Below are 13,166 nucleotides of genomic sequence, written 5' to 3'. Positions count from 1 at the left end.
GTAGTAGTGTTCGTGGTCAGACCACTTGGAGAAATTGATATCAGCAAGAATAATTTGAGGAGAGTGGATAGTTTGTCAACACTTCGTGAAGAAGCACTTCACATGCATAAAGTGCATCAAGGAAAATTAGAAACTGTATCAAAAGTAAAAGTAGAAAATGCAAAAGATTTAAGTCTTGCATATTCTCCAGGGGTTGCAGAACCTTGTAAAGAAATTTATGACGATAAAAGTAAGGTATATGAATATACGATGAAGGGAAATATGGTAGCAGTTGTGACAGACGGAACAGCTGTACTTGGTCTTGGTAACATTGGACCTGAAGCATCTCTTCCAGTAATGGAAGGTAAAGCTGTATTATTCAAGAGCTTTGCTGGTGTAGATGCATTCCCGATTGCCTTAAATACAAACGATGTAGATAAAATTGTTGAAACTGTAAAATTAATGGAGCCAACTTTTGGCGGCGTTAACTTAGAAGATATCGCAGCACCAAACTGCTTCATTATTGAAGAGCGTTTGAAAAAAGAAACAAATATTCCTATCTTCCATGATGATCAACACGGAACAGCTATCGTAACAGTAGCAGGTCTTGTAAATGCACTGAAATTAGTTGGAAAGAAAATGTCTGACATTAAAGTTGTCGCAAATGGCGCAGGTGCAGCAGGTATTGCAATTATTAAACTTTTATATCGCTATGGTGTACGCGACATTATTATGTGTGACCGTAAAGGGGCAATCTATGATGGTCGTCCTACAGGTATGAATCCGGTGAAGGATGAAGTTGCAAAATATACAAATAAGAATCGTATAGAAGGTTCTTTAGCTGATGTTGTACAAGGTGCGGACGTATTCATTGGTGTATCTGCAGAAGGTGCATTAACAGAAGAGATGGTTCGTACAATGAATGACAATGCGATTATTTTTGCAATGGCAAATCCAGTTCCAGAAATTATGCCAGAATTGGCAAAAGCAGCGGGCGCAGCTGTTGTTGGAACAGGTCGTTCTGACTTCCCGAACCAAGTAAATAATGTACTGGCGTTCCCTGGTATTTTCCGCGGTGCACTTGACGTACATGCGACACAAATTAACGAAGAAATGAAGATGGCAGCTGTACAGGCTATTGCTGAGCTTGTAGCAGAAGATGAGTTGAATGCAGACTATATCATTCCAGCACCATTTGACGCGCGTGTAGCGCCTCAAGTAGCGGCTTACGTTGCAAAAGCAGCAATGGAGACAGGAGTAGCTCGCCGTCAAGTAGATCCAAATGAGATCGCTGAAAAAACAAAACAATTAGCGCTGATTGGTAAAGAATAAGCGAGGAATTTCCATTGACATCATCAAATACAAAAGTATATCTCGAAATTGTAAAAAAAATCCGTTCCATTATGGAAGAGGATGGATTGGTAGCGGGGGATCGTTTGCCGTCTGAGCGTGAGTTAAGTTCACGCTTAAACGTAGGACGTTCCTCTGTAAGAGAAGCATTGCGTGCTTTAGAACTGGTAGGATTGATTGAAACGAGACGTGGTGAAGGGACGTTTATTCGAAACTTTTATGATAACGGCCTTGTACAATTAATTGCTCCGTTCTTACTGCAAGATGAGAAAACAATTCGTGATTTATTACAAACGAAACGATTGCTTGAGAAAGATATGATTCGAATTGTATGTAATTTACCGAAAGAAACATTTTCTAAAGTACTAAGTAGATTACACCAAGTACTTGAAGGAAATGAAAACTCAATCCAAACGCTTCATCAAACGTTCTTTAAAACACTTATTGAACAAGTCGATAATTATTTACTATATCGCATTTGGATGATCGTAAATGATTACGTAGCAACTCTTTCTTGTAAAGTTTCAAGAGATTCTATCGATATGTATAGAAAGCTTTATGCTACTTTGGAAGAAAAACAAGAAAATGATGCACTAAAAATTTACGATGAATTAGTAGAGAATATACAGTTTCACTCGTAATGTATAAAATTTGTCGAAATGACCATGACACGTTATGACAAACATTCTACCGCGTAGCGGTTAAAGTTAAACGTAAAGAGTGAGGTTATTAGACAGATTGAGAAGATAAGGCTAACATCAAACTTTGGTGTTAGCCCCATTTTCTTCTTACGCTAACCTTAGCTCTCAACGAAGGGGGTCAAATTGTGCTAAGAGATTTATTCGTGAAAAAGAAAAAGTACGCTGCAATACCTTCAGAACAAGTACGAAAAGATGTACCAGATGGCGTTATGACAAAATGTCCGGAATGTAAAAAAATCATGTATACGAAAGAACTTCTAAAAAATTTAAAAGTATGTGTGAATTGTGGATATCATCATCCTATGAATGCATGGGAACGTCTTGATAGTATATTGGACGAAGGGTCATTCCGTGAGTATGACAAAGAAATGGTTTCATTAAATCCACTCGAGTTTCCAGGTTATGAAGAGAAACTAGAGAGCGATCGTAAGAAGACTGAATTGAACGAAGCGGTTGTAACTGGTGAAGGAACAATTGATGACATGCTTGTTGTTGTTGCAGTAATGGATTCTCGTTTTCGAATGGGGAGCATGGGCTCTGTAGTAGGAGAGAAAATCGCCCGTGCGGTTGAAAAGGCGTACGACTTACAAGTTCCATTTATTATCTTTACTGCTTCGGGTGGTGCCCGTATGCAAGAAGGTATATTAAGTTTAATGCAAATGGCAAAAACAAGCGTAGCTTTGAAAAAGCATAGTAATGCAGGAGGATTATTTATTTCTGTTATGACTCACCCGACGACGGGCGGGGTTTCAGCGAGTTTCGCTTCACTTGGTGATTATAATCTTGCAGAACCAGGTGCACTTATCGGATTTGCTGGTAGACGTGTAATTGAACAAACGGTGCGTGAGAAACTACCGGAAGATTTCCAAACGGCAGAATTCTTACTAGATCATGGTCAATTAGATGCGGTGGTGCATCGTGATGATATGAGAGAATCGCTTCGCAAGATTTTAGAAGTTCATCAAGGAGGGGGAATGGCTGTATGGCAGAGCTAGAATTTGAAAAACCAGTTGTTGAGCTAAGAAATAAGATTCGTGAACTGAAAGACTATACGAAAAACAGCCAGATGGACTTCAGTGAGGAGATTCGTATTTTGGAAGACAAGCTAGAAAATTTAGAGGAAGATATATACGGTAATCTGAAAGTATGGGACCGTGTTCAAATTGCTCGTCATGCAGAACGACCGACAACGCTCGATTATATTGAGCACTTATTTACTGATTTTTTCGAATGTCATGGAGATCGTCTATTTGGCGATGATGCAGCGATTGTCGGCGGCATTGCGAAATATAAAGGGATGCCTGTAACTGTAATTGGGCATCAGCGCGGAAAAGATACGAAAGAAAATATTCGCCGTAACTTTGGAATGCCTCATCCAGAAGGATATCGAAAAGCATTACGCTTAATGAAGCAGGCGGAAAAGTTCAATCGTCCTATTATTTGTTTTATTGATACGAAAGGGGCTTATCCTGGTAAAGCTGCTGAAGAACGTGGTCAAAGTGAAGCTATCGCCCGCAATTTATTTGAAATGGCAGGTTTAACTGTACCTGTTATTTGTATTGTTATCGGTGAAGGTGGTAGTGGCGGTGCGCTGGGCCTTGGAGTTGGAGATTACATTCATATGCTAGAAAATTCCACTTATTCTGTTATTACACCAGAGGGTGCAGCGGCAATTCTTTGGAAAGATGCAGGAAAAGCAAAGGAAGCTGCAGAGGCAATGAAAATTACAGCAGCAGATTTGAAAGAATTAGGTGTAATTGATGAAATTATTCCAGAGGCAAAAGGTGGAGCTCACCGTAATCTTTTGAAACAGTCAGAAAATATAGACTTAATGATTAGAAAAACTTTTGAACAATTAAACGGAATTTCGAAAGATGAATTAATCGAAAAACGTTATGAAAAATATATGAAAATTGGGCAAGTTTCGTTTTCAAACGCTTCCATTGGGATAAAATAAGAAAAGCGTGCGTTCCTCTTCGCGAATGCACGTTTTTATTATGAAAAGACACATCTTCTCCATTGTGTTTTTATATTTTTTCGTGTTATTTTATTATAAGGCAAATAATCTTTATGAGGTGAGTACAAATGAAACGTATTGGTGTATTAACAAGTGGTGGAGATTCACCTGGTATGAATGCTGCCATTCGTGCAGTTGTTCGTAAAGCGATTTTCCATGATATTGAAGTATATGGTATTTACCATGGATACGCTGGATTAATTTCTGGTCACATTGAAAAATTAGAACTTGGTTCTGTTGGCGATATTATCCACCGCGGTGGTACGAAATTATATACAGCAAGATGTCCTGAGTTTAAAGATCCAGAAGTACGACTAAAAGGTATCGAGCAATTAAAGAAACATGGTATCGAAGGACTTGTTGTTATTGGTGGAGATGGTTCTTACCAAGGCGCTAAAAAATTAACTGAACAAGGATTCCCATGTGTTGGTGTACCAGGTACAATCGACAATGATATCCCTGGAACAGACTTCACAATTGGTTTCGATACAGCTTTAAACACTGTTATTGATGCAATTGATAAAATCCGTGACACAGCTACATCTCATGAACGTACATATGTTATCGAAGTAATGGGACGTCACGCTGGTGATATCGCATTATGGGCTGGTTTAGCTGATGGTGCAGAAACAATCTTAATTCCAGAAGAAGAGTATGACATGGATGATGTTATCGCTCGTCTGAAGCGCGGTAGTGAACGTGGTAAAAAACACAGTATTATCGTTGTAGCTGAAGGTGTTGGAAGTGCAATTGACATCGGTAAGCACATTGAAGAAGCAACAAACTTTGATACTCGTGTAACTGTATTAGGTCACGTACAACGTGGCGGATCACCAAGTGCACAAGACCGTGTATTAGCAAGTCGTCTTGGCGCAAGAGCAGTTGAATTATTAATTGCTGGTAGAGGTGGACGTTGTGTAGGTATTCAAGATAACAAACTTGTTGATCATGATATTATCGAAGCGTTAGCTCAAAAGCATACAATCGATAAAGATATGTATCAATTATCTAAAGAATTATCCATCTAATCGGCGTAATGTCGGATATTTGGGAACGGTTTCATAATTTTCGGAGGTGCAATATGCGTAAAACTAAAATTGTATGTACTATAGGTCCTGCTAGTGAAAGTATTGAAAAATTAGAGCAATTAATTGAAGCAGGTATGAACGTTGCTCGTTTAAACTTCTCTCATGGTAGCCATGAAGAGCACGGAGCTCGTATTAAAAACATTCGTGAAGCTTCAAAGAAAACTGGTAAAACAGTTGGTATCTTACTTGATACAAAAGGTCCAGAAATCCGTACTCACGACTTCGTAGACGGACAAGCTGAGCTTGTAACAGGTGCAGAAGTAGTTCTTTCTACTGAGCAAGTATTAGGTACTGCAGAGAAGTTCTCTGTATCTTATGCTGGTCTTTATGACGATGTAGACCCAGGTTCTCGCATTCTAATCGATGACGGTCTTATCGAACTAGAAGTAATCGAAAAAGCTGATGGAAACATCCGTACAAAAGTTCTTAACAGCGGAACTGTGAAAAATAAAAAAGGTGTTAACGTACCAAACGTAAGCATTAAGCTTCCTGGTATCACTGAAAAAGACGTAAAAGATATCATCTTCGGTATCGAGCAAAAAGTTGATTTCATCGCAGCTTCATTCGTACGTAAAGCGTCTGACGTATTAGAAATCCGTGAATTATTAGAAGAGCATAACGCTCAATACATCCAAATCGTACCAAAAATCGAAAACCAAGAAGGTATCGACAACATCGATTCAATCTTAGAAGTTTCTGACGGTTTAATGGTAGCTCGTGGTGATATGGGTGTAGAAATTCCACCAGAAGAAGTACCATTAGTACAAAAACGTCTAATCAAAAAATGTAACGTGTTAGGTAAACCAGTTATTACTGCGACACAAATGTTAGACTCTATGCAACGTAACCCACGTCCAACTCGTGCGGAAGCAAGTGACGTAGCTAACGCAATCTTCGATGGTACAGATGCAATTATGCTTTCAGGTGAAACAGCTGCTGGTCAATACCCGGTAGAAGCAGTAACAATGATGGCTAACATTGCAGTACGTGTTGAAAAATCATTACAATACGAAGATATGTTCAAAAAACGTATTAAAGAGTTCACTCCAACAATTACAGATGCAATTAGCCAATCTGTTGCGCATACAGCACTTGCTCTTGATGTAGCTGCAATCGTAGCTCCAACAGAAAGTGGACATACTGCGAAAATGATCTCTAAATACCGTCCAAAATCTCCAATCGTAGCTGTAACATCTGACGAGCAAGTAGGGCGTCGTCTTGCACTTGTTTGGGGTGTACAAGCATTTATGGCTGAGAAGCGCGCGGCTTCAACTGACGAAATGCTAGATACAGCAATTCAAACAGGTATGGATGCAGGTCTAATCGGACTTGGAGATACTGTAGTAATTACTGCTGGTGTTCCAGTTGCTGAAACTGGTACAACAAACTTAATGAAAATCCATGTTGTTGGTGAAGAAGTTGCTAAAGGACAAGGAATCGGTCGTAAAGCTGCAAAAGGTAAAGTAGTTGTAGCAAAAACAGCTGCTGAAGCTGTAGCGAACGTAAACGAAGGTGATATCCTTGTTACAACAAGTACTGATAAAGATATGATTCCTGCAATCGAAAAAGCTGCTGCTTTAGTTGTAGAAGAAGGTGGCTTAACAAGCCATGCGGCTGTTGTAGGCGTATCAATCGGTATTCCTGTTATCGTTGGTGTAAGCGGCGTAACAGCAACTTTAAAAAATGGCCAAGAAGTAACAGTTGATGCAGCACGCGGAATTGTTTATAATGGACATGCGGAAGTGCTATAAGTAATACGGAGAGAAGGATCGGAGTCCTTCTCTTTTTTTTACACAAAAACGAGATGAAATTAGCTTAAAATGCCTAGAATTGCTTTTGAAAGCTGTTTGTTATGGGTTTTAATATGAAAGGGTATCTATATTTCATATGATGTATATAGGCGTTGTGAGGGCGTTAAAAGTGAGTTGAGAGAGAGGTGTAGAACTATGAAGTGGTTACTATTCTTGTTTATTTTAATACCGGCGATTGAGATTACGGTCTTAATTGGATCAAGTCATGTAATAGGATTATGGTCTACGTTCGCTATGATTGTATTTACAGGTGTTGTAGGTGTGTATTTGGCGAAAAGACAAGGATTTAAAGTGCTTGGAGAAATTCGATCTAAGTTGAATAGAGGGGAAATGCCAGGTGAGGTAGTACTAGATGGTATTTTTGTATTTGTAGGAGGTATTCTCTTGGTGCTTCCTGGGTATGTGACAGATGTGCTAGGGTTTATATGCGTGATCCCTATTACGAGAGCTTTATTGAAGCCGCTTGTTATGAAGTGGATGGAATGGAAATTTAGAAAGAACTCTACTATTATCATTCAGAAATAGCACTTAGATTATAACGATCTAAGTGCTATTTTTTTGTCTTGTAAGAGGAGAGGAACTTTGTGATTGAAGTTTGGCTTTATCGCACCATTTGTGGGGTGGATTTCTATCTCAAAGCTGTGCTGCTCGTAAGTGTCTGATGCGTGGGGGATGAACAAAACGTTCGCTTATTATATTTGCTATATAATTTTCGTTTGAACTCTTGTTGTGCTTCTATTAAACGTGTGATTTTTAAGTGCTATTAATTTGGATGAATAAGATGGAGAGAAATGCAGCTAAATTAAAGTTTTGCTTTCGTATATAAATGAACGATTGGTGTAAAGAATTCATATAAAAGGCGAGGATTGTAGTTGAAGCCTTATTCTATGCTATTTTGTATATTTATTCATTTACATAAAAAGTAATAAATGTAAGTAATAAATATAGATAAAATAGAATAAAAATGTATTTTTGATTAGAAAATGTGTTTTTTTATGCAAAAAAACAAGAGGATTATCCTTTTTTGGGTAATACTCTTGTTACATGTGAGTAGTGTGAAAAAATAAGTGAAAGGAATAATCAGTGGGAAATTCCCACTGATTACAGCTTGTTTTTTATATGAATTAGAAACTTTTATTTTGAAGGTGAACCTTTAATATATTTCCACAAGTCATGGAAGACATTAGCTTTGTGTAATGTATTAAGTAGTACTAAGGTGACTGGGCCGATGATTAATCCTAAAAAGCCAAAAAGCTTAAAGCCGACAAATAGAGCGACGAGTGTTGCTAATGGATCGAGACCGATGTTAGATGAAAGCACTTTCGGTTCCATAATTTGTCTTTGGACAATCACGACGATGTATAAAATGAGAAGACCAATGGCGAATGCGGTATCGCCAGTGAAAAATACGTATATAACCCATGGAACGAAGACTGCGCCTGTTCCTAAATATGGTAGTAAATCTACAACTCCTGTAATAATCGCAATAGTAATGGCGTATGGTACGCGTAATATTAAAAGGCCGATCAGTACAATGACGGTTGTCATAGATACGAGTGTAAGTTGTGCTTTCACAAAACCAAATAAAGCTTTTTTTAAGTCGACAAAAATAGTTTTTCCGTAGCCATGTACACGATTTGGTAGTAATTTTCTTGCTTTTTGAGCAAGACGGTGCCAATCGTAACTAATGAAGAAAGTGGCTAATAAAATGAATACAAGGACAGTTAACGTTGTTGGCAGTGCACTAATGAAATTCGTTAATCCGCTTATAATGGCGGTTAAAAGTTCTTTCATTTGTGTTGTTGCTTCTGTTCCTAAGTTTTGAATGTTTTGTGTAATTGTATAGCGCTGTGGTTCTCCAAGATGATTAAATTTAGAGATTAAATCATCGTAGAGAGGCATAATATGATTAAGTGCAAATTGCTGAGCGAATGTAACGATATCCGGAAACTTTACTGTAACAAGTTGGAGTAAGTATGTTGTGGCAGATATTGCTTCAGTCACAAGATATGTAACAAGTCCAACGATAGCTCCAAATACGAGAATTAAGCTAACGAGTACTGCTAGTGCGCGAGGAAATTGTAGTTTTTGATTAAGGAAATTGACGACAGGATTAATCAAATAAGCAAATGCAAAAGCGATAATAAAAGGATAGATAAGCCCTGACATGTATAGTAATACATAGAACCCAGCTATCGTTGCTACAATGACAAATATGAGTCGCAATATCGTATATAGTAAGTTTCGGTTCAAAGATGTATACCTCCCATTCCGATTTGGATTATCCTAATTCGTTCAACTTATAACTAACGTGCTCTGCTGATTAAAGTCTCACTTTATCGGCAGTAAATCTCCCGCCAAAGCCCAATTGATGAAGGCTAATAATTAGTGGAAGATGCCCAACTGATCAAAGTGTTACTTTATGTTATAGTGGAATGATGGATTTAGCCTGCTTTTTTCGGTATATGAATGGCTGTGAAAGCCTATTGGTGATGCTACTACTATATGGTAAAAACTTCATTTTCTCTTCTTTTTATTTTACCTGTTTCTTATTAGAAAAGAAAGAAGAGACGACTGTTTTCAAAAATGTATACATGCTTAAATTTTTTTGGTGAAAGTCTCTTTTTTAAATTTTAAAATGTATAAAAAATTGAAGGTGTTATCGATAAATAGGCATCTGTATAGCATGTATAACGATAGGTTTAAAGGTATTTTTGTTTTGAAATGAGTTCATTATTTTCAGAAAGGAAGTGTAAACATGATTAGTCAGTCAACGTTATTTTTATTCATACTACTTATTATAGGACTTATTGCTAAAAACCAATCGCTTACTGTAGCTATTGGTGTGTTATTTCTATTCAAATTTACGTTTTTAGGAGATAAGGTCTTTCCTTATTTACAAACGAAAGGAATTAACCTAGGTGTAACGGTCATTACAATAGCGGTGCTAGTACCGATTGCGACGGGGGAAATAGGTTTTAAACAACTTGGAGAAGCGGCGAAATCGTATTATGCGTGGATTGCTTTAGCTTCAGGTGTAGCAGTCGCTTTGTTAGCGAAAGGCGGCGTGCAATTGTTGACAACGGATCCTCATATTACAACTGCGCTTGTTTTTGGGACAATTATAGCGGTTGCGTTATTTAATGGGGTTGCTGTTGGTCCGTTAATTGGGGCTGGAATTGCCTATGCGGTTATGAGTATTATACAAATGTTTAAATAAGGAATTTTATAGTAATATAAAATTTTTGAATTCTTTCTGTTCACAAAAGTCAGATAATTGTTTATAATAGGATTAGAAACTTTGAAAAGTTACATAACAGCAGAGACTTTACACCAGATAAAATAAAAACAACATAAAACAATTTTATAATGATATTGTTTTATGTTGTTTTTATCATAAAACTCTTCGGAATGTGTTTTCCTCACTAACTTGTTGTTTTGAGCGTGAGGATTCGGGGAGACATTCACGCTCATGCTTTCCATGTAAACAATGGACAATAAGAGGGGAACATCGCAACAAATTTGCATGATCGTGCATTTTGCTTGCCTAAAGAGTGAACGGGCGTTCATAATTCATAAGGGGAGCAAATAGATATAAGGAGCAAGGTTGGGAGAATTTTCAGGAAAAGGAGAGAATGTCATGACTGTTATTCGAGGTTTAGAAGGGGTAGTAGCAACAACATCATCTGTGAGCTCTATTATTGATGATACATTAACTTATGTTGGGTATAATATTGATGATTTAGCTGAGAATGCTACGTTTGAAGAAGTAGTGTACTTATTATGGCACCGCAAGCTTCCTAATGAAAAAGAACTAGCGGAATTTAATGAAATTGTATCTGAATACTATAAAGTTCCAGGTGAGATTTTAACATATTTGAAACAAGTAGATTTAAAAGTTGCACATCCGATGTCTGTTTTACGAACTGCAATTTCCATGCTATCATTATACGATGAGAGCGCTGAAATTATGGATGAAAAGTCTAATTATTTGAAAGCGGTTAAATTACAGGCTCAAGTGGGAACTTTAGTTGCTGCTTACGCGAGAATCCGTAAAGGTTTAGATATTGTTGAGCCAAGAAAGGATTTATCATTAGCTGCAAACTTCTTGTACATGTTAAATAATCGCGAGCCAAATGAAGTTGAAATTGAAGCTTTTGATAAGGCGCTTGTACTTCATGCAGATCATGAGTTAAACGCTTCTACATTTACTGCACGTGTTTGCGTAGCTACACTTTCAGATGTATATTCTGGTATTACAGCAGCAATTGGTGCATTAAAAGGTCCTCTTCACGGTGGGGCAAATGAAAATGTAATGAAGATGTTAACTGAAATTGGCGAAGAAGAAAATGTAGAGTCATATATTCATAATGCTCTTCAAAATAAAGTGAAAATCATGGGCTTTGGCCATCGTGTGTATGAGCAGGGTGATCCACGTGCAAAACACTTACGTGAAATGTCTAAGAGATTATGCGTGCTTTTAGGAGAAGACAAATGGTATAATATGTCTATCAAAATTGAAGACATTGTAACAAAAGAAAAAGGTCTTCCACCAAATGTTGATTTCTATTCAGCTTCTGTATACCATTGTCTAGGAATTGACCATGACTTATTTACACCTATTTTTGCAATTAGCCGTATGTCAGGCTGGTTAGCTCATATTCTAGAACAATATGAAAACAACCGTTTAATCCGTCCGCGTGCTGATTATAATGGACCAACGCATCAAGTGTATGTTCCAATTGCACAAAGATAAGCGAAAAACACTATTTCGATAGTGAAAATACGCTTTCAAAAGTCTGATTTTTTCGGAAAGATGTAATGATTAGAATATTTTAATTTGACTAACGGTTTGAACTGAGGGGTTATTCCCTCAGTTTCATACATATGAAATTTCAAACATGGGGGTTATCACATTGACGACAGGTGAAAAAATTACTGTAACTAATGGTGTTATGAATGTACCAAACAATCCGATTATTCCATTTATCGAAGGAGATGGAATTGGTCCTGATATTTGGGCAGCTGCATCTCGCGTAATAGAAGCAGCAGTTGAAAAAGCTTATGATGGTGAGAAGAAAATCGTTTGGAAAGAAGTGCTTGCAGGGGAAAAAGCATTCAACCAAACAGGCGAATGGTTACCAGAAGAGACTTTAAATTTAATCCGCGAATATTTAATCGCAATCAAAGGTCCACTTACAACTCCAGTTGGCGGTGGTATTCGTTCTCTAAACGTAGCACTTCGTCAAGAATTAGATCTATATGTATGTCTACGTCCAGTTCGTTATTTTGAAGGTGTTCCTTCACCTGTAAAACGTCCGGAAGATACTGATATGGTTATTTTCCGTGAAAATACAGAAGACATTTATGCTGGAATTGAATATGCACAAGGATCTCCAGAAGCAGAAAAAGTTCTTGCTTTCTTAAAAGAAGCAATGGGTGTTAATAAAATCCGCTTCCCAGAAACATCTGGTATTGGTATTAAACCAATCTCAGAAGAAGGGACAAAGCGTCTTGTTCGTGCTGCAATTCAATATGCAATTAACGAAAAACGTTCTTCTGTTACATTAGTTCATAAAGGAAACATTATGAAATTTACAGAAGGTGCTTTCAAAAACTGGGGTTACGAAGTAGCGGAACAAGAATTCGGCGACAAAGTATTTACTTGGGCTGAATATGATCGCATTGTTGAAAAAGATGGTAAAGATGCAGCGAATAAAGCGATGGCAGACGCTGAAGTGGCTGGAAAAATCATCGTAAAAGATTCTATTGCAGACATCTTCTTACAACAAATTTTAACTCGTCCACGTGAGTTCGATGTTGTTGCAACAATGAACTTAAATGGTGACTATATCTCTGATGCACTTGCTGCACAAGTAGGTGGAATTGGTATTGCACCTGGTGCAAACATTAACTATGTGACTGGACATGCTATCTTTGAAGCTACACATGGTACAGCTCCAAAATATGCAGGTTTAGATAAAGTAAACCCATCTTCAGTTCTTCTTTCAGGTGTATTATTATTAGAACACTTAGGATGGAATGAAGCAGCGAAATTAGTAACAGATTCAGTTGAGAAAACAATTGCATCAAAAGTAGTAACATATGACTTCGCTCGCCTAATGGAAGGCGCAACAGAAGTGAAATGTTCTGAGTTTGCTAATGAGCTTATTAAAAACATGGATGTAGCGATAATCAAAAACGCATAATTAAAGCGGGG

At 37.6% G+C, this 13,166-nt stretch carries 11 protein-coding genes; 10 read left to right on the top strand and 1 reads right to left on the bottom strand.

All coding sequences use genetic code 11. The features are described from left to right. The first annotated feature begins 102 nt into the window (after positions 1-102). The 7 genes from MHI26_RS23590 to MHI26_RS23560 all read left to right on the top strand — a co-directional run bounded on the left by MHI26_RS23590 (position 103) and on the right by MHI26_RS23560 (position 7,471). On the top strand, positions 103-1,311 hold the full coding sequence (locus MHI26_RS23590) for an NAD(P)-dependent malic enzyme (protein ID WP_161114790.1): 1,209 nt from the start codon (positions 103-105) through the stop codon (positions 1,309-1,311). A gap of 14 nt (positions 1,312-1,325) precedes the next feature. Then, positions 1,326-1,970: a FadR/GntR family transcriptional regulator gene (locus MHI26_RS23585; protein WP_061666064.1), complete on the top strand. Its 645-nt coding sequence runs from the start codon at positions 1,326-1,328 to the stop codon at positions 1,968-1,970. A gap of 185 nt (positions 1,971-2,155) precedes the next feature. Then, entirely contained in the window at positions 2,156-3,025 is an 870-nt protein-coding gene (gene accD / locus MHI26_RS23580) for an acetyl-CoA carboxylase, carboxyltransferase subunit beta (RefSeq protein ID WP_000942858.1), read from the top strand. Further along, positions 3,013-3,987 carry an acetyl-CoA carboxylase carboxyl transferase subunit alpha gene (gene accA, locus MHI26_RS23575; protein ID WP_000818788.1) on the top strand — a complete coding sequence of 325 codons (975 nt, stop codon included), beginning with the start codon at positions 3,013-3,015 and terminating at the stop codon, positions 3,985-3,987. The genes accD and accA overlap by 13 nt, the downstream gene beginning before the upstream one ends. 128 nt (positions 3,988-4,115) lie before the next feature. After that, on the top strand, positions 4,116-5,075 hold the full coding sequence (pfkA, locus tag MHI26_RS23570) for a 6-phosphofructokinase (RefSeq protein WP_000821158.1): 960 nt from the start codon (positions 4,116-4,118) through the stop codon (positions 5,073-5,075). A gap of 53 nt (positions 5,076-5,128) precedes the next feature. Beyond that, positions 5,129-6,886, top strand: a complete 1,758-nt coding sequence (gene pyk / locus MHI26_RS23565) for a pyruvate kinase (protein ID WP_061666065.1) — start codon at positions 5,129-5,131, stop codon at positions 6,884-6,886. 195 nt (positions 6,887-7,081) lie between these two features. Then, complete coding sequence (locus tag MHI26_RS23560; protein WP_061666066.1) at positions 7,082-7,471, top strand: FxsA family protein; 390 nt, start codon at positions 7,082-7,084, stop codon at positions 7,469-7,471. 609 nt (positions 7,472-8,080) lie between these two features. Here MHI26_RS23560 and ytvI read toward each other — a convergent pair. Then, the gene (gene ytvI, locus MHI26_RS23555) at positions 8,081-9,199 is read right to left on the bottom strand and encodes a sporulation integral membrane protein YtvI (RefSeq protein WP_001081402.1); all 1,119 of its coding nucleotides are present in this window, start codon (positions 9,197-9,199) and stop codon (positions 8,081-8,083) included. A gap of 505 nt (positions 9,200-9,704) precedes the next feature. On the opposite strand from ytvI, the gene MHI26_RS23550 reads away from it, so the two are divergent. From MHI26_RS23550 to icd, 3 genes are all read left to right on the top strand, one after another. Beyond that, positions 9,705-10,166 (top strand): DUF441 domain-containing protein, encoded by a 462-nt coding sequence (locus MHI26_RS23550; protein WP_000625504.1) that lies wholly within the window; start codon positions 9,705-9,707, stop codon positions 10,164-10,166. Between the two features lie 387 nt (positions 10,167-10,553). Then, on the top strand, positions 10,554-11,702 hold the full coding sequence (gene citZ / locus MHI26_RS23545; RefSeq protein ID WP_003307960.1) for a citrate synthase: 1,149 nt from the start codon (positions 10,554-10,556) through the stop codon (positions 11,700-11,702). A gap of 160 nt (positions 11,703-11,862) precedes the next feature. Beyond that, positions 11,863-13,155: an NADP-dependent isocitrate dehydrogenase gene (icd, locus tag MHI26_RS23540; protein WP_000206893.1), complete on the top strand. Its 1,293-nt coding sequence runs from the start codon at positions 11,863-11,865 to the stop codon at positions 13,153-13,155. Positions 13,156-13,166: the final 11 nt, after the last annotated feature.

The organism is Bacillus sp. FSL K6-1218 (genome assembly GCF_038006445.1).
Lineage (GTDB): Bacteria > Bacillota > Bacilli > Bacillales > Bacillaceae_G > Bacillus_A > Bacillus_A thuringiensis_S.
Note: the sequence above shows the minus strand (reverse complement) of the source record. Positions and strands in the feature narration are given on the sequence as shown.